Genomic DNA, 18,441 nt, shown 5'->3' on the forward strand with positions numbered 1-18,441 from the left:
ATTGAAATAAAAATCTTTATAATGACAGTTTTTCACGCAGCACTGCATTCGTCATATAGCGATTGCATGTGTCTGTTCTGAATCCTCCACTTTATAAATACATTATGGCCTCAGACACTTCATCTGTTCGCTCGCCCCTAATTATGCGGGTTAATTACACTTTCGCAGCATTGTTAATTGGTACCATTGCCTACTTTATTTACTGGGGGCTAGGTTATACCAATCATCACTCACCGCTGTTATTCATCATTGCCACTCTGTTTGGTGCTTTCATGGCATTCAATATCGGTGGTAATGACGTTGCCAACTCCTTTGGTACCAGTGTAGGAGCAGGAACACTTACAATACCACAGGCACTGGGCATAGCTGCCGTTTTTGAGGTATCCGGAGCAGTAATAGCCGGTGGTGAAGTGACCAAAACCATTCGTCACGGTATTATAGACCTTGGTGCCATGCATTTGACACCATCACAATGTATAAACGTCATGCTGGCAGCATTGCTGGCTGCGGCAATCTGGCTGCTGATAGCCTCAAAAAAGGGATTACCAGTCTCAACAACCCATTCTCTGATTGGTGGCCTGATTGGTGGTGGGCTGTGTCTGGGCTATCTCGTTACCGGTAACAGCAATGCATTTGATTTAATCCAGTGGAACAAAATGAGCGAAATTGGCCTGTCATGGGTGATTTCTCCAGTTCTAGGGGGAGCATTGTCATTTATTCTTTTCAGTCTGATAAAAAAACATGTACTCGATTACAACGACCGCATGAATACTGCTTTGAAAGAAATCAAGCAGGAAAAAAAAGCTTATAAAGAAAAACACAAAGTTTGGTTTGAACAACTAAGCGAAACAGAAAAAATCACTATTTCATCTGCAATTGCCCGTGATGCTGAAAACTACAGTGATCCTGATTACAGTGTTGATGAGCTGGAGTCAGATTATTATAAAGGGCTGGCTGATATTGAAAATCGCAAAAACAGTATTGATGCTTTCAAAGCACTGCATAACTGGGTACCTTTAATTTCTGCCAGTGGTGGCATGATGATTACCGCTATGTTGCTATTTAAAGGATTAACCAATCTGCACCTTGGTTTGTCTGTGGTTACCAATTTTCTTTTAATCATTATGATTGGCGCACTCATCTGGATGGCCACATTCATCTATGCCAAAACATTAAAACGTAAGGATTTGAGCAAGTCGACCTTTCTGATGTTCAGTTGGATGCAGGTATTTACAGCTGCCGGTTTTGCATTCAGTCATGGTGCCAATGATATTTCTAATGCAGTAGGACCTTTCGCAGCCATTATGGATATTATTCGTACCGGTGATACAGGCATGGATACTAACGCCCCGATTCCGGCACCAGTGATGATAACTTTTGGTGTTGCCTTGATTGTAGGCTTGTGGTTTATCGGCAAAGAAGTTATTCAGACTGTAGGTACCAATTTAGCCAAAATGCACCCAGCATCTGGTTTCACTGCTGAGCTGTCCTCAGCCGCCATTGTGATGCTGGCTACACTAATGGGCTTACCGGTATCCAGTACACATATTCTGGTTGGTGCTGTATTGGGTATTGGTTTGGTTAATCGCAATGCCAACTGGAAACTGATGAAACCGATAGCATTGGCATGGATTATTACCCTGCCATCTGCTGCCCTACTTTCTGTGCTGATTTTTCTCGGACTCAATTCATTTTTCTGAACCCACATCTGAACGGACACGCCGGATAGACAGCTTCTATCCGGTTTTTTATGTCTTTCAGTGGTATGAATGTTCTATTTTGCCAATGACAAACCGACAACAATTAGCATAATCGCCCTGATTATGTTTGTAACTATTTAGTAATAAGCTGAAATAAATTGCCCTTTAATGAGACAAAACAGTCACATCTTATGACTAACAGCTAATCACTTGATTAAATTAATCCTTTTTAACTCACTTACCCGCTATTTGCCCTTAAGTCTTTTACGTTAAAATAATCACTTTGGTAACGCACGCGTACATATCGGTTACTGCCATGAATAATCTGCTCAAAAAATTTTATATTGACCCGTTTTTACTGGCGATGCTAACCGTTGTGGGCACAGCCACTATTCTGCCCTGTCAGGGTAGCGCAAAAACATTTTTCAGCTATCTGACCACCCTCGCGATTGCACTGCTTTTTTTTATGCACGGTGCCAAACTGTCTCGCCAGGCTATTACGGAAGGCATCCGGCACTGGCGACTGCATCTGGTGGTATTTTGCAGTACATTTATATTATTTCCACTAATCGGATTAGGCTTACAGATTCTGGTACCACACTGGCTTTCTCCCGAACTTTATCTAGGTTTCCTGTATTTATGCGCACTGCCGGCTACGGTGCAATCTGCAATTGCATTTACCTCCGTAGCCGGAGGCAATGTAGCCGCAGCAGTGTGCAGTGCTTCAGCCTCAAGCATTCTTGGCGTGTTTCTCTCGCCAATACTGGTTGGTTTGATGATGCCAACCAGTGGCAATAGCGTTGATACTACCGCAGCAATTGAATCCATTCTGTTACAACTGATGCTGCCTTTTGTTTCAGGCCATTTGGCACGGCCATTGCTTGCAAACTGGATCCATAAGCATAAAGTATGGATAAACCGTACTGACCGTAGTTCAATTCTATTGGTGGTGTATGTTGCTTTCAGTGATGCCGTAGTTGAGGGTTTATGGCATAAGGTTAACTTGGGAACAATTGGTATGATTGTTATGCTAAGCCTGCTGATGCTTTTTTTAGTCCTCAGCATTAATACGTTAGTTGCACGTTTGCTAGGTTTCAATCGCGCTGATGAAATTACTATTGTTTTTTGTGGTTCCAAAAAAAGTCTGGCCAATGGTGTTCCTATGGCCAATGTTCTGTTTCCAGCCAGTATAGTAGGAATTATGCTGTTACCACTGATGATTTTTCATCAGTTGCAACTCATGATATGCGCGGTACTGGCACAACGTTATGCACGTCTAAACGAAACTGCACAGTAACAAGATAAGCAGCTAATCCGAGTTGGCAAAATTTTCTATTTTCACCAATAGAATACTCAAAAATTTATTAATGCATTTAGAAATCAGCCAAAACGAACTACCCAGATAAACACAGTAGCGCTTCTCTATTAAAAGCAGATGAATTTATTTTTATAAAATATTTGGAAAATCAATGCATTAAACTGGTGCCAGTAATAGGGATCGAACCTACGACCTTCGCGTTACGAGTGCGCTGCTCTACCAACTGAGCTATACTGGCTTTACATTGTGCTTAATCCAGTTTATGCGCATTATAGCATAATTGCTACTTGTTCACCATGATTGACAAAATGATCTAAACTTTCACAATAATAATAAGTTTATTTAAAAACAATATTTTATTAGAAAGTTAGTTTCACCAATTTCGATAAAACGAATCAAAGTAACATTATCAATTATTCGAAACACCCACCCTGCCCCGAAAAATATAATCTTAGCCGAACTGATATCTGGTCAGCCAAATTATTAATCTTTCGATTAACCAGAAAAAATCATAAAAATACAATTGTTTTCAGCTATAGGCAAAGTTGAAGATAAAATATTCAGCCATCTGCGCACAAAGCGCAAAAACTACTATTAACGATGTCTTTTCTTAAAATTATTCATCACTTGTGCCAGATTATGCTTCAATATATCTTCTACGGCCACAGGCACTTCTGCCAGTAATTCTCGCTGCAAGGTGGATACTAATCCGGCAGTATGCTTCTGTACGGCAACACGTACCATCCCTGACAATACATCGGCCAGATGAGGACGTAATTTCTCGCTTAATTGCTGCAATAATGCCTGCTCAGAAATACAGGTCACTGCCTTGTTGGCCATTCCGCGTGGTTCGATTACATGCATGTGTACATGAATAACCGGCTGGCCATTTTCTGCTGTATCAGTCTGCCCATCATCTGCAACATCTTTCTGGCTGTTTTCAGTTGGTAAAACAGTAGATTGGTTGCCTTTTAATTGAATGGTGCAGCTAGAAGACGAAGTTTCGTCAATAGGAGCACTTTGTAAACAGCTTTGTGCAGCCAGCCAGTCTTCCTGAATCAATAAGGCAGTATCATTTAAAGCAGATTCCTGTTGCTCAGCTTCCCGAATACTTTGCTGCTGCCATTGCTGCAAATAAGCACGATAAGCCCGTTCCCGCTGTACCGGATCGAGTAAAAACTCATTATTGGGTTGAGACGGTTTATTATTTCTGGAACTCGGAGTTGTATAGGCCGTGCGGTCGGCTACGCTATCCATTGGCTTAGGCGATATATTTAAGCCATGTTCCTGCCTTCTGGCTTGGCGAGCGACTACTGATGGCTTAACGATTTTCGTTTCCTCATGGCGAGCCGGCTTGCCATCTAGCTTTTTTTTATTCTGGCGCAACCGTTCAAGATTACGCTCCCATTCGGGCATTGTATCTGTCCTCGTTGTTTCTGCACCGGCAGTCGTCCTGGAGACAGTTTGCTGTTTAGGCGGATTATCTTCACTCAGAGTAAAAACAAATTGATTTAATTGTTCAGTCTGTTTTTTCACCATGCCCTCACTTCTCGTCATCCGGATATATTTTAAACAGATTGCACATGATTCTTCAGTGCACTATATCTTGACAATTATAACAACTTTTATAAGTTAAAATGCTAAAATAATGTATATTTTACCCAATTAATTTAGGATTAAAAGGATGAGCACAATCGAACAGCGTATTGAGTTTCTTGAAGAAAGTAATGAAGCATTAATCATGCAAAACCGGGTTCTGGCTACTGCACTGAAAGGTTTATTGCGGGCGCTGCCGTCTGATATGGCAGAACTGGCTACTGAATCTATTCGTACGGCTTTCGATAATGAAATTGCACAAATGCAGTATGAAGAAAATCCACAAGTAGAATTGTTTCATGATGCAACTTATGCATTCTTTCATGAGCGCGAACATTAAAATAAAACAGACTGACCATAATATTATTGTGGCTTTGTTTGACCAGAATTTTCTAGCTCACGCTGATTTTAATAATTACATTTCTGCGTAATTGGGGCCACTACCGCCTTCGGGACAACCCCAGTTAATATTCTGGGTGGGATCCTTGATATCACAAGTTTTGCAGTGTACACAATTCTGGGCATTAATCTGTAACCGAACCTCTCCTGCTTGTTCCACAATTTCATACACACCAGCAGGACAATAACGAATCTCAGGACTGGCATAATCACGATAGTTGACACTAATGGCCAGTTCTGGATTCTGCAACTGCAAATGCACCGGCTGGCTTTCATCGTGGCTGATTCCGGCCAGAAAAACGCTGCTCATGCGATCAAAGGTTAATTTTCCATCAGCTTTGGGATAATCAATAGGCTTGCAATCCTGTGCCTTACGTAAAGATTCATGATCAGCACAATGATACCGAAGCGTCCATGGCATTTTACCTCTGAACAGATATTCTTCAAGCGCACCATAAGCCAGACCACCAAACAGCCCCCATTTAAATGCTGGCCGCATATTGCGAACTTTATGCAATTCATCATATAACCAGCTATTTTTAAACAGCTCACTATAGCTCACAGCTTCACGGTTACCACCATGATTAGTTTCGTCTGCACTCAATACATCAATTACGGCTTCTGCTGCCAGCATACCTGATTTCATTGCAGCATGAATACCTTTGATACGTGGTACATTGAGAAAACCTGCGGTATCACCTACCAGCACACCACCCGGAAAAGTCAGCTTGGGTAAACTTTGCAGCCCTCCTTCGCTTAGCGCGCGCGCACCATATGCAATACGTCTGCCACCTTCAAGAATCTGGCGAATAGCTGGGTGTGTCTTATAGCGTTGCATTTCAGCAAAAGGTGACAGATAGGGATTGCGGTAATCCAGACCCATCACAAATCCCACAGCCACCTTATTATCATTCAGATGATACAGGAATGAACCGCCATAAGTCTGCTGATCCAGTGGCCAGCCAATTGAATGTATTACTGTGCCGGGTTTAGATTTTTCCGGTTCGATTTCCCATAATTCTTTGATACCGATTCCATAGGTTTGATTCTGACAATCCCGGTTTAATTCAAACTGCTGTAGCAGAGTTTTAGTAAGCGAACCACGACAGCCCTCAGCAAAAATAGTTTGCTGTGCTAATAGCTCCATGCCCTGCTGATAATTATCACCGGGCTTACCATCACGGTTCAGCCCCATATCTCCCGTAGCTATACCGCGTACGGAACCATCAGAATGATATAGTATTTCCACAGCAGCAAAGCCCGGATAAATTTCCACCCCCAGCTCTTCTGCCTGCTGTGCCAACCAGCGACAGAACACACCCAGACTGATAATATAATTGCCGTGATTGTTAAAGCTTGGCGCAATGGGCAGTCGATAAGCTTTTTTCTGAGTAAGAAACAGCAATCGATCTTCTTTGACCGGACAAGATAATGGCGCATCCTTTTCTTGCCAGTTTTCAATTAGCTCTGACAAAGTTCGTGGATCGATAACTGCGCCAGACAAAATATGAGCACCTACTTCAGAACCCTTATCAACAACACACACACTGATGTCACGTTGTTGCCGGGCGGCCAGTTGCTTCAAATGTATGGCAGCAGATAAGCCTGACGGACCAGCACCAACAATTACAACATCATACTGCATGTTTTCACGTTCTACGGCTTCTGTCATGATAAGCTTCCTGCATTGAATTAATGATAATTAAAAACAACTAGCATCCCCAATATACGTATTGCCGGATATTTTGCATCCTGTAATTATACCGAACAATAGCATCCAGCAGTGCTGCGGACATTAAACACTCTTTAACTAGTTGTATAGATAGATCAACGAATAGCGGAAACAGGATAGATAAAGATAGAGATTAGTAAGCCAGCTGAATAAAAGTCGCGAAAATGGCCGAAATTGCTAGTATAGTGATTTAAAACTAATCAAATGACTGATTCTAAATATATTAACCATAGCTAACAATATTTAAGGAAGAGTTTCTCTAATTATATTTGGATCAACTTGATTCAGCGATAGCTGGTTTGCTATTTCCCATATTGAATTAAACAAATTAAAATATTGAACACCGCATAAAAAATACAGTATTAAAACTGCAAAGATATTGTCGCTAACTACTGATGAACTGTTCGACTGTGTTATTGATAAATATTAGGTTGAATACATTTATCCAATAATAGTATGAGTCAATAAAACCACACCCATGTTTATTTGTTGCAAAAAAACAACTAATATTCACATTACCAATTCTGGCTGACTGGCTTTAAACTGTAAAATTATTTTTGACTATTTCTTTATTTTATTAAATATAATCAATATATTACAAGCAAAATTATACCACCAGCCTGTTATCACACAGGCAAGCCAACGTAAGCTCAAGCAACCTTTTTAGACAGACAACAAACTTTGCCAACCTACTTATTTAACAAAAATGCACGCATGGCTGATTGCATTAGTTTGCAAGGCGGGGCATAATTCGATTTGCACAAGTTATGCGCACTATAGCTATTTGTTGAAAAAATGATATAGTGTGCAAAAACTGGACTTCCATCATTAAAGTAATACTTTTTGATACAGATTAAGGTACATAATCATGAAAAAATCTTTGTTAGCTGCTGCTGCCCTGATGTCTTTGTTCTTGGCTGCTTGTAATAAAGAAGAAGCAGCTCCTGCTGCTTCTACTGCTGCTTCTGAAGTTTCTGCTCCTGCTGTTGCTTCTGAACCAGTAGTTCCAGCTTCAGAACCAGTAGTAGCTCCAACTACTGAAGTTTCTGCTCCTGCTGTTGCTTCTGAAGCCGAAGCTGAAGCCTCTGCTGCAGCTGCTTCTAAATAAGCATATATAAATTCAGAAAAGCCAGACTGAACAGTCTGGCTTTTCTGTTATCTGTTTCTATTATCTAGAATTACAATTTTCCTCTAAAGCTTAACATCATATATACGAGCTGCGTAAACAAGCTGAAAAGCATTAAAGTCTGCCAGCGCCATATGGGTTTTTCCTTATCGGCACTACTCAAAAATAACATTATCATTAATATCCATTGGCTACCAATCCAGAAAATGGGCTGCCAAGCATACATCTGAAGCAAACTTACGAGAAAAGGAATAATCAATGTAGCTTTTTTTATCAGGCACAAAACTAAAGCCAGACAGATAGCCAATGACCCAAATTGTAACCAGCTACTGTACAACAACACAGTTAAATAAGAGCTATGCTTAAGTTTGCGGCCTTGGTGCATAACGAAACATGACCCCAGCAAAACATACATAGGCACCAGAAACGAATTCACCGTTTTAAAAGGAGCAGCAATCCCCGGCAAAATCGCACTACTTATACTGGCCAGAACCAACCAGACAGTTACTGATGCGGCCAGCCAGCCATGGAGCTCATATTTACAGCATTGCCATACAAACAGTACGGCATATACCACTACTACAACATAGCTTATTAGTGTACCCATCAACGTACCAGTTTCAGTAAACGTGCCAAAACAATAGCCATATTCTCAGCCATAGCTGTTACCCATTCTGTGGCCATATCAGGAGTAAAATGTGCTTCATCTTCGTGGCCAATAACCAGTATTGCAAGCACTTGATCTTTCCAGAGCAGTGGTAACTGTAGGAAACTTTCCAGACGTGGCTGTTCAGGTAATAACTCTAATAAAGCAGCTACGGGTAAAGTACCGCAAACAGGAGCAGTTAATTTTTCAGCAATAGTTTTAATCCTGTCTTCCGCCAGTAAAGTTGCCGGCACACGCACATTTTTCGGTACAGCGGTAACAATTTTCAAAGCATAGTAAGTTAAAGCAAATTCATTTTTCAGACCATCTCGGATTGCACGTTGCCACTGTGTCAAAGTATTCACCGAGAGCAGGCGCTGATCAAATGCCATAAATTTAGTCATCAATGTATGGTTTGCATCAGCATTACCTAGCATCTGAACTAATTGAGAAGCCATTTTTTCGGTTCTACGCTGCATCACCTGCATCTTGCCCTGCTGAAATGACAATATTTTGCTTTCAATCGGACGCAAATTAAATTCAGCAGCATGATCGTACAGCCACTGTGGTTGTGCATGTAAAAAAGCACGCACTTTTGCTTCATCAATACTCATAAATAATCAATCTCCCCCTCAAATACGGTCTGCACCGGGCCTTTCATCCAGACATGAGCATCTGGCTGTTGCTGCCAACTTATCGATAGCAGCCCCCCGGGTAAACTAACCTGTACTGGCTTATCATCAGCCAATACTCCCAGACTGATTCCGGCTACCGCTGCCGCACATGCGCCAGTACCACAAGCTTGTGTTTCCCCAACACCGCGCTCAAAAACACGCAAGCGAATCTGGTGTGGTGACAGTATTTGCATAAATCCCACATTAACCCGCTGTGGAAATTGTCTGTGGTTTTCAATTGCTGCGCCGAGCCGATGTACTGGTGCCCGGTCGATGTCTTCCACAACCATAACGGCGTGCGGATTACCCATATTGATACAGGTCACATCAACCGTATCATTTCCGATAACCAGCTGATGGCTGATACGCTGGGCATCATCTTCATCAATGGCAGCAAACGGAATCTGTTCGGGCGCAAATAATGGCACGCCCATATCCACGGTTACTGTACCATCATCATTTAAATGCGGCACAATCACCCCACCTGCCGTTTCTACCACAATCTGTTGCTTGTTGGTTAAACCTTTATCATAGACAAAGCGGGCAAAACAGCGTGCACCATTGCCACACTGTTCTACTTCCGAACCATCAGCATTAAAGATGCGGTAACGAAAATCAGCTTTTGCAGTCTGCGGCGCTTCAATCAAAAGAAGCTGGTCAAATCCTACACCGGTATGCCGTTGTGCCCATGCAGCAATAGGTGCGGTAGTCGGGTCAAATTTCTGGTTGATACCATCAATAACCATGAAATCATTACCCAAACCATGCATTTTGGTAAATTTTAATTTTGTCATAAGCCACTCAGTCTGTCATTACAGCAGGTCTAAGTGGCTATGATACCGATTTATCGTGATAACGATAAGTTATGAACATCACTAAAGACAAAAATCTTTACATAGATATGATTTTGAAAAGAAGTTTATCTGCAATTTTGCATATTTCATCTTTTAAATCAGAATTAGCCTGAATAGCAAATAATATATATTTATATTTTGGGCTACGGCTTGGTAATTCCGATATATAAAGCATTTATTAAAAATTTAAGCTGCCTGATTACTCTAATACCAAATATACCGGCATAAATATACCTCGAATTTTGCTCAATCATTTGATATTTTGAATGAAGTAATCGGTAAAAACCCTTAATTTTTCTGACTTTCTATGCGATTCAGGGTAAAGAAAGCAAAATTGCCATAAATGATTAATAAAATATTCAGGTAAAATTTCAACCAATTTATTATTCTGTAGCTCATCATACACTGCAAATTTAAACAAATGTACAATTGCACAATCATTCAATGCTAGAAACTTAGTCGCAAGAATATTGTCAAGCACCTATATCTGGTTCAAATAATGAAAATTTCTTTCTGAATATTCCATCTATATACTGAATTCATAACATTGGCAAAATAGGTATAAATTACCCAGCAAACAGTGGCTGCCAGTAATAACAAATCACCAATAAAACTAGATGAAGCCATCAAATGACTGAAATTACCATTAGTAATAACCAAAACTATGCCGGCAAAAGCTATTAGCATATAGAAACTGGTTTTAGTATCGGGGAAATTACGATTAATAATGCATGTTAAAGCAAACGATAATAAGGGCATGAGTGCTAATATAATATTTGCATGTTCTGCTGATGAATAACCGATTCCTATGAATGTGAGAAAATTTAGCCATGCAAAGCCGATACTTCCGAAAACCAAAGTAGTAAGGTTTTACCTTCAGTCTGATAACTTTGTTTTCCTTCCAGAATAATTAATATCACACTGACAAGCACTGCGCCTAAAACATAACGGATGAAGGTAAGGTAATAGCCATCAATACCTGAAGATACTGCATGTTTGGATGCTGAATACATAATTCCCCAGCCTATTACCGTAATTAATAAATAAACAATACTTCTGCAACCATGTTGCTTGTTTATGCTCATGTCTTTTAACCTAAAATAAATTGTACTGTATATTGTTATAATCCGTTTCAAGTAAAAGAACATTATAGGATGGGTAATAAGTATTGTTACATCAGGGAATAAATCAGATCCTGCCACACCAATAATAAGACCTGTCATTTATTCAAATAAGCATATATCAAATATACATTTATTAGCTTAAATCACCACTCAAATCGCTAATAGATTCATAACCGGCGGCTGAACCAGCATCAGCACTATCGGCAAGGTAATCAGGCTTAATACCGTACTGAAAAAAGTAGCTGAAGAAACCAATTGCGGTTTGGTGTTGAACTGCACGGAAATCAAAGTAGTATTAGCTGCTGTTGGCATGGCGGCAAGAACAATCAATATTTTTTTCGCCATCAGGTCTATCGGCATAAAATACACCAGCAGCAACGCCCACAGGGGTGATGCCATCAATCGGACTACCAGCGCAAAACTTATTTTGGCAACTTCAATTTGTCTGATATGTAACGTAGCCAATTGCATACCCAGAATCAGCATGATTACCGGAATAGAAGAATCCCCTATCATGCCCACAGCCAGCATAATTTCTTTACTCAGGGGAATATGCAGCAATTGAAATATCAGCCCGAACAAAGCACCATAGACAATCGGCATCCGTAAAACTTTTTTCAGTATCGTCCGCTGGCTGACACCTTCGACATCACTGCTGCCTTTGGCTGCATAATAGGTACCGAGAGTACTCATGATAAACTGCTGCAATACCATCAGGATAACAGCGACATCAAAACCAGCAGAACCGAAAAACACCAGAATTACCGGCGTACCGTAGTTACCGTTATTCATAAAACATGACGCCAGAATCAGGGCACAATTATCCTGATTCTGGTAATGACACACTTTCGACCAGAGATAAACCAGTATAATCAGCCCAACACATAAAGCCAGTACATAAAAGGCATAATAAGCGTAGGCAGCAGTTAACTGATGGGTATAAAACGTTTTAAAAGCTAAAAATGGCGAAAGAATATACAACGATAATTTTGATAAACTGGCAATATCAAATTTTAATACTTTCTGCGCTATAAAACCTGTGACAAAAATACCAAATACAGGTAATAGAATTATCAAAAAATGCATTGTTTACTTTCTATTATTCAGACAGCAGCCAGACCTATATTCAGTCAACAATTCCTGTATAAAGTTAAAAATAGCCGTATCAGCAATCCAACTGTCTAGAGTAGAAATACAATATTTTTAAAACCAGTTAACCAGATAATCACGCCATAATGCCAATGACCACAAAACAGCCAGAAGTAGCATAGTTAACAACTGAGCGGCTGAGGCTGTATCTTTGGCACGTTTGGCCAAAGGATGTTTAGCCAGTGAGGTATGATCTACGGCTGCCTCAATAGCGGTATTAAACAGTTCAACAATCCAGCTTAAAAATGAAGCCATAATCAATACCATCCGTGTCAGCATACCAAAATCCAGTACGAACACCAGTATAATCAGTACGCTGTTTAATAATAACAACTGACGAAAGCCTGATTCGCTACAGGCGGCTTTCAAACCAGCCAGAGAATAACCATAAGCATTGAATATACGGCGTAAACCTTTTTTACCTTTAATATTTATGGCATACTGATTGTTATTTTCAGGCATAACAATAATTTTTCCCTTTTATCATCTGATTTTTATAGAATATATGAAAAGCTACACAGGTGAACCATGCAAGCGCGCCGCTTCTTCCACAGCATCGGCAAACAATGCGGCTACGTCACAATCGGTTTGTTTACTTATTTCCTGAAAACCAGTCGGGCTGGTGACATTGATTTCAGTGAGGTAATCACCAATTACATCCAGCCCCGCCAGTAAAATACCTCTGCGTACCAGTTCTGGCGTCAGTGTTTCTGCAATCTGTCGATCACGTTCACTTAACGGCTGTGCTACACCTTGGCCACCAGCAGCCAGATTGCCACGCGTTTCACCCTTTTGCGGGATACGTGCCAACGCATACGGCACTACTCTGCCGCCGATAATCAGTATGCGTTTATCGCCATGAACAATTTCGGGAATATAACGTTGTGCCATAATGGTACGGCTATCCAGGCGCATCAGCATTTCCAGAATACTGCCAATATTGGGATCGTTCTGTTTTAGACGAAAGATGCCCATCCCGCCCATTCCATCCAACGGCTTGATAATAATATCTTGATATTCATTTAGAAACGCCCGCACATCAGCTGCGTGCGTCGTAACCAGCGTTGGGGCGGTAAACTCAGGAAAATCCAGAATGGCCAGCTTTTCATTAAAGTCACGCATTGCCTGACCACTGTTGTACACATAGGCACCCTGTTTGGCGGCCAGTGTCAACAATTGCGTAGCATACAGATACTGCATATCAAAAGGCGGATCGGTACGCATGATAACCGCATCAAAACGATTCAGTGGGCATTGTTGCGGTGGCAAAGGTTTAAACCAGTCATGATCATGCTCATTTCTGGCATCAGTAAAGCTGAACTCGCTTGCACTGGCCACAACACATTCCTGTTGCACACTTAACTGACTGGCTAATGTATGAAACAATTTCCAGCCACGTCTGGCCATCTCCCGCATCATGGCATACGTGGTGTCTTTATAGGTTTTAAAACCTGCCATCGGGTCGGCAATAAATAGGATTTTCATTGAGTTTACCTGTCGGAGTGTTTATCCGGCAGGGAGAGTCATTTTCCCTTCCGGATAAAAATATACTCTATTTTAATGAACGGATACCCACTGCTTCGCGTACTGCCTCCAGTAGTGGTCGTGCCTGCTGGCGCGCTTTTACAGCACCAGCCTGCAAAATATCTTCAATCAGAGCAGGCTGTGCGTTCAGTTGTGCAAAGCGTTCACGCTTCTCAGCCAGTTCCTCATTGATTTTTGCCGCCAGAATTTTCTTGGCTTCACCCCAGGCCAGTCCATCTGCGAGCATTTGTGTAAACTGGTCGGTTTCTGCTGGTGTGGCAAATGCCTTGTAAATATCAAACAAGGGACTTTCATCCGGCTGTTTCGCTTCGCCGGGTTCTTTCAGATTAGTGACAATCTTATTAACTGCTTTCTGCAATTTCTTTTCAGATTCAAACAATGGAATGGTATTGCCATAACTTTTGCTCATTTTACGGCCATCCAATCCCACAAGTGTTTCAACATTGTCGTCGATTTGTGCTTCCGGCAAGGTAAACAACGGTTTGAAACGATGATTGAAACGGCCGGCAATATCGCGAGCCATTTCCAGATGCTGAATCTGGTCTCGTCCGACAGGTACTTTATCTGCATTAAACATCAGAATATCAGCACTCATGAGCATCGGATAACAAAACAACCCCATTTCAATACCATGATCTGGATCTTCCTGCCCTTTATCTGCATTTTCCTGCATGGCTGCCTTATAGGCATGTGCTCGGTTCATTAGACCCTTGGCAGTATTACAGGTAAGAATCCAGTTTAATTCCATTATTTCCGGAATATCAGTCTGTCGATAAAACGTGGTACGTTCTGGATCAAGACCACAGGCAAGCCAAGTTGCCGCCACTGCTTTTGTAGATTCATATACCTTTTCCGGGTCATGACATTTAATCAGGGCATGATAGTCTGATAAAAATAAAAATGATTCTACATCTTGATTCAGGCTAGCCTGAATAGCCGGTCGAATTGCACCAACATAATTACCCAGATGCGGTATCCCGCTAGGGGTAACGCCGGTTAATACTCGAGTTTTTTTCATTCTGTATACAACTTTATCAATAGCGATTTATGAGAATTGAAGCTGATTTCCGGATTTCTGGAAATCAGCACTACACCACAATCAAATCAGTTTAAACAAGCTAAACAGCTGCCTCAGGCATATTTTCCAGCTCAATAGCGGCGGCTAGTAAGGATAATCTGGCCAGTACACCATACACATACAAACGGGTGCTTTCGCAATCACTGGCCTGAGTAGCATTTTCCGTTTGTGGAATACTCAGCTGATCCCAGGGCTTAAACTGGCGTTTACTTGCTGCTTCATCTTCGGCATCCTGTTCTTCCAGCGAAGCAATATTGCAATTCAATGGTACAAAATGCATACCTACAGCATTAAGATTCTCATCTGGTCCACGATCCTGATGTACGCGATAAAAACCACCAATAACGAATCTGTCCATCATATATACCACTGGTTCTGCTGTTGCACCATGCAGTGTTTCATAAGTATAGATACCCTCCTGCACGATGACTTCGCTAACTTCCAGCCCTTCTTTGATTTTGGCCATTTTATTGCGTTTTTTGCGATTGAGCCCGCGTACTTCTTCAGCCGAATGCACACTCATCACACCCATGCCATAAGTACCGGCATCGGCTTTAACAATAACAAAAGGTTTATCCTGAATCCCCAACTCATCATATTTGTGCTGAATACGCTGCAACAGCCGTTCCACAGTTTCGGCCAGACGATTTTCTCCTTCATGACTAGTGAAATCGAGCCCGCTGCACACTTCAAAATAGGGATTAATTGTCCACTCATCTATACCTACCAGCTGAGCAAATTCTGCCGCCACCTGATTGTAAGCATGAAAATGGGTACTTTTACGCCTCGTGGTCCAGCCAGCTTTCACTGGCGGTAACAATGTCTGCTCCAGACCCTGTAAAATTTCTGGTACACCACCAGACAAATCATTGTTTAACAGAATCATACATGGTGTAAACCCATCAGCCAACTGTAAACGGTTTGACTGCCGCTGTACTGGTTCCAGAGTAATGTGGTCACCAAGTGCGGTTTCAAGCGTGGTTATCTGAGTAATTTCAGGGTTTAGTGTACCAATACGGACGTTTAAACCAACTTGCCGCAGAATTGAATACAAAGCATAAACATTTTGCAGATAAAAAGTATTCCGCGTATGGTTCTCTGGGATTAACAATACTGAATGTGCTTCAGCACAAGCACGTTCCACCGCATCCTGCGCAGCTACCGACGCCAGATGCAGAAAAGCAGGATTCAGATTATTAAAACCACCCGGAAACAGATTCATATCTATACTGGCTAATTTATATCCGCTGTTACGGATGTCCACCGATCCGTAAAAAGGAACGTGGTGATGTCGCCATTGAGCACGAAACCATGATTCAATTTGGGTTTGTCTGGCTAAAATTGCACGTTCAAAATTCTGCAACTCAGTACGATGCGCTGCGGCCACATCAGGTAAACTCATATTTCATTCCTTTCTACATTCACACTCAGCATTTTTGCTTCATATGGCAGTTATTATTATAACAATAAACAACAATTCAGCAGAAAACAGTAAATTTAATCATTAACAGAATGGTTCAGCCATACCAACCAATAAAGATTAGACATTTAGTCTAAAAATAACTTAGATTTTTACTAAAAAACATAGATTTTTTTATTTTTAGACAAAATACTTGTAAATCTGTCTTAACAGTATTAAGATGCCTCACACATAAATCATGACAAAACAAAGCCACTATAATGAAAGCACAAACCCTCTATGAAAAACTGTGGAATAGCCATATTGTCCAAGAACAGTCAGATGGTACAGTTTTACTTTATATCGACCGCCATCTGGTGCATGAAGTAACCAGCCCGCAAGCTTTTGAAGGTCTGAAACTGGCGCATCGCCCGCTCTGGCGGGAACAAAGTATTGTGGCCACAGCGGATCACAATACCCCTACCGATCATTGGGATAAGGGTATTACCGACCCAATATCCAAACTACAGGTTCAGACGCTGGATAGAAATATTCATGATTTTGGCGTACAGAAATATTATCCGTTTCAAAATATCAATCAGGGAATTGTCCATGTAGTTGGCCCCGAACAAGGTGCCACTTTACCGGGCATGACCGTAGTATGTGGTGATTCGCATACCTCCACGCATGGTGCATTCGGTGCACTTGCTCATGGTATCGGTACGTCAGAAGTAGAACATGTGATGGCAACTCAGTGTATTACCGCCAAAAAATCACAAACCATGCTGATTGAAATTGATGGCATTCTCAAACCGGGCATCACTGCCAAAGATATTGCCTTATATATCATCGGCCAGATTGGTACAGCTGGCGGAACTGGCTACGCAATTGAATTTGGAGGCGAAGCCATACGCAATTTATCGATGGAAGGGCGTATGACACTATGCAATATGGCCATTGAAGCCGGTGCCCGCTCCGGTCTGGTTGCAGTAGACCAGACAACAATCGATTACATTAAAGGCCGCCATTTCGCACCCAAAGAAGCTTTATGGGAGCAGGCGGTCAGCTACTGGCAAACGCTGGTGTCTGATGAAGGCGCATACTTTGATAAAACTTATCATTTTAACGCCGCAGATATAGAACCTCAGGTTACATGGGGCACATCACCGGAAATGGTTATCGCAATAAATCAACGCATACCTGATCCGGCTGCTGAGGTTGATCCGGTTAAACGCGAAGGTATGCAGCGCGCTTTACAATATATGGGGTTAACTGCTGGCACACCAATAAATGAAATTCCGGTTGATGTGGTATTTATCGGTTCTTGCACCAACGGGCGCATTGAGGACTTGCGTATCGCCGCTAAAGTGGCAGAAGGGCAACACAAAGCAGACAATGTGAAAAGAGTCTTAATTGTGCCCGGGTCAGGTGTGGTTAAACAGCAGGCGGAAGCCGAAGGTCTGGACAAAATCTTCATTGCAGCCGGTTTTGAATGGCGAGAACCGGGCTGTTCCATGTGTTTGGCCATGAATGCCGACCGTTTACAGCCACAGGAACGCTGTGCGTCTACATCCAACCGTAATTTTGAAGGCCGGCAAGGCAACGGCGGCCGTACTCATCTGGTTAGCCCAGCCATGGCTGCCGCTGCTGCAATTACCGGACATTTTACCGACGTGCGACAAATATACAGTGAATAACTTGCAGTTTTAAGCCAGCAAGTGCATGATAAGCATGTAGTTCTGATTGAATTTGTTAACTTTTATCTTTGTTTAAGGAGTAAGCATGAAAAAAATGTTGTTAATTGCTGCAATGGTTATGGCTGTACTCTCCGGTTGTCACACAATTCATGGAATGGGACAGGATGTAAGAGCTGGTGGTCAGCACTTATCTAATGCTGCCGATAAATAATCAAACAAGGATAATATCATGAAAAAACTGATGCTTTTGAGTATTGCCATTGTTGGTTTTCTGGCGGGCTGTCATACTGTTTCCGGTGTGGGTCGCGATCTCTCTTCCGGTGGTCAGGCAGTAAGTAATGCTTCTGACAACGTACGCTCAGAAATGTAACTGTACGCAAGCCCGTCAGGGCTTGCTCAATTCA

General features: G+C 41.7%; 18 protein-coding genes and 1 tRNA gene. 7 read left to right on the plus strand and 12 right to left on the minus strand.

Going from position 1 to position 18,441, the window contains the following annotated elements; genetic code table 11:
- The first annotated feature begins 143 nt into the window (after positions 1–143).
- Both MJ761_RS09205 and MJ761_RS09210 read left to right on the plus strand, forming a co-directional pair.
- Positions 144–1,700 (plus strand): inorganic phosphate transporter, encoded by a 1,557-nt coding sequence (locus MJ761_RS09205; protein ID WP_239392909.1) that lies wholly within the window; start codon positions 144–146, stop codon positions 1,698–1,700.
- A 316-nt stretch (positions 1,701–2,016) separates the two neighbouring features.
- Positions 2,017–2,997 (plus strand): bile acid:sodium symporter family protein, encoded by a 981-nt coding sequence (locus MJ761_RS09210; protein ID WP_093093491.1) that lies wholly within the window; start codon positions 2,017–2,019, stop codon positions 2,995–2,997.
- Between the two features lie 183 nt (positions 2,998–3,180).
- Here MJ761_RS09210 and MJ761_RS09215 read toward each other — a convergent pair.
- A tRNA-Thr gene (locus MJ761_RS09215) sits at positions 3,181–3,256 on the minus strand.
- Between the two features lie 356 nt (positions 3,257–3,612).
- Positions 3,613–4,575 (minus strand): hypothetical protein, encoded by a 963-nt coding sequence (locus tag MJ761_RS09220; protein WP_141683452.1) that lies wholly within the window; start codon positions 4,573–4,575, stop codon positions 3,613–3,615.
- Positions 4,576–4,702: 127 nt separating this feature from the next.
- Between MJ761_RS09220 and MJ761_RS09225 the strand changes: the two genes are divergently transcribed.
- Positions 4,703–4,954 carry an NGO1151 family protein gene (locus MJ761_RS09225; protein WP_093093486.1) on the plus strand — a complete coding sequence of 84 codons (252 nt, stop codon included), beginning with the start codon at positions 4,703–4,705 and terminating at the stop codon, positions 4,952–4,954.
- Between the two features lie 75 nt (positions 4,955–5,029).
- On the opposite strand, the gene MJ761_RS09230 is transcribed toward MJ761_RS09225, so the two are convergent.
- Positions 5,030–6,685, minus strand: coding sequence for an electron transfer flavoprotein-ubiquinone oxidoreductase (locus tag MJ761_RS09230; RefSeq protein WP_093093484.1), 1,656 nt, complete (start codon positions 6,683–6,685; stop codon positions 5,030–5,032).
- Between the two features lie 928 nt (positions 6,686–7,613).
- Between MJ761_RS09230 and MJ761_RS09235 the strand changes: the two genes are divergently transcribed.
- The gene (locus MJ761_RS09235) at positions 7,614–7,853 is read left to right on the plus strand and encodes a hypothetical protein (RefSeq protein WP_093093482.1); all 240 of its coding nucleotides are present in this window, start codon (positions 7,614–7,616) and stop codon (positions 7,851–7,853) included.
- Between the two features lie 70 nt (positions 7,854–7,923).
- On the opposite strand, the gene MJ761_RS09240 is transcribed toward MJ761_RS09235, so the two are convergent.
- The 9 genes from MJ761_RS09240 to gshA form a co-directional block, all read right to left on the minus strand.
- Positions 7,924–8,478, minus strand: a complete 555-nt coding sequence (locus tag MJ761_RS09240) for a hypothetical protein (RefSeq protein ID WP_093093480.1) — start codon at positions 8,476–8,478, stop codon at positions 7,924–7,926.
- Positions 8,478–9,131 (minus strand): DUF484 family protein, encoded by a 654-nt coding sequence (locus tag MJ761_RS09245; protein WP_093093478.1) that lies wholly within the window; start codon positions 9,129–9,131, stop codon positions 8,478–8,480. The genes MJ761_RS09240 and MJ761_RS09245 overlap by 1 nt, the downstream gene beginning before the upstream one ends.
- The gene (dapF, locus tag MJ761_RS09250; protein WP_093093476.1) at positions 9,128–9,985 is read right to left on the minus strand and encodes a diaminopimelate epimerase; all 858 of its coding nucleotides are present in this window, start codon (positions 9,983–9,985) and stop codon (positions 9,128–9,130) included. Before dapF ends, MJ761_RS09245 begins: the two co-directional genes overlap by 4 nt.
- 884 nt (positions 9,986–10,869) lie before the next feature.
- Entirely contained in the window at positions 10,870–11,268 is a 399-nt protein-coding gene (locus tag MJ761_RS09255) for an EamA family transporter (protein WP_141683451.1), read from the minus strand.
- A gap of 51 nt (positions 11,269–11,319) precedes the next feature.
- A complete protein-coding gene (locus tag MJ761_RS09260; RefSeq protein WP_093093468.1) occupies positions 11,320–12,255 on the minus strand; it encodes an AEC family transporter in 936 nt (311 codons plus the stop codon).
- 117 nt (positions 12,256–12,372) lie between these two features.
- Positions 12,373–12,780 carry a diacylglycerol kinase gene (locus tag MJ761_RS09265; protein ID WP_093093466.1) on the minus strand — a complete coding sequence of 136 codons (408 nt, stop codon included), beginning with the start codon at positions 12,778–12,780 and terminating at the stop codon, positions 12,373–12,375.
- A gap of 51 nt (positions 12,781–12,831) precedes the next feature.
- Entirely contained in the window at positions 12,832–13,803 is a 972-nt protein-coding gene (gene gshB, locus MJ761_RS09270; protein ID WP_093093464.1) for a glutathione synthase, read from the minus strand.
- Between the two features lie 67 nt (positions 13,804–13,870).
- On the minus strand, positions 13,871–14,881 hold the full coding sequence (gene trpS / locus MJ761_RS09275; RefSeq protein WP_093093462.1) for a tryptophan--tRNA ligase: 1,011 nt from the start codon (positions 14,879–14,881) through the stop codon (positions 13,871–13,873).
- A 100-nt stretch (positions 14,882–14,981) separates the two neighbouring features.
- Positions 14,982–16,343, minus strand: coding sequence for a glutamate--cysteine ligase (gshA, locus tag MJ761_RS09280; RefSeq protein WP_093093459.1), 1,362 nt, complete (start codon positions 16,341–16,343; stop codon positions 14,982–14,984).
- A 278-nt stretch (positions 16,344–16,621) separates the two neighbouring features.
- Here gshA and leuC point away from each other — a divergent pair, with 278 nt between their 5' ends.
- The 3 genes from leuC to MJ761_RS09295 all read left to right on the plus strand — a co-directional run bounded on the left by leuC (position 16,622) and on the right by MJ761_RS09295 (position 18,407).
- A complete protein-coding gene (leuC, locus tag MJ761_RS09285) occupies positions 16,622–18,037 on the plus strand; it encodes a 3-isopropylmalate dehydratase large subunit (RefSeq protein ID WP_093093457.1) in 1,416 nt (471 codons plus the stop codon).
- A gap of 85 nt (positions 18,038–18,122) precedes the next feature.
- Positions 18,123–18,248 (plus strand): entericidin A/B family lipoprotein, encoded by a 126-nt coding sequence (locus MJ761_RS09290; protein WP_080701765.1) that lies wholly within the window; start codon positions 18,123–18,125, stop codon positions 18,246–18,248.
- Between the two features lie 18 nt (positions 18,249–18,266).
- Complete coding sequence (locus tag MJ761_RS09295) at positions 18,267–18,407, plus strand: entericidin A/B family lipoprotein (protein WP_093093455.1); 141 nt, start codon at positions 18,267–18,269, stop codon at positions 18,405–18,407.
- The last annotated feature ends 34 nt before the right edge of the window (positions 18,408–18,441 follow it).

Source organism: Snodgrassella communis, assembly GCF_914768045.1.
In the GTDB taxonomy this organism is placed as follows: Bacteria; Pseudomonadota; Gammaproteobacteria; order Burkholderiales; family Neisseriaceae; genus Snodgrassella; species Snodgrassella communis.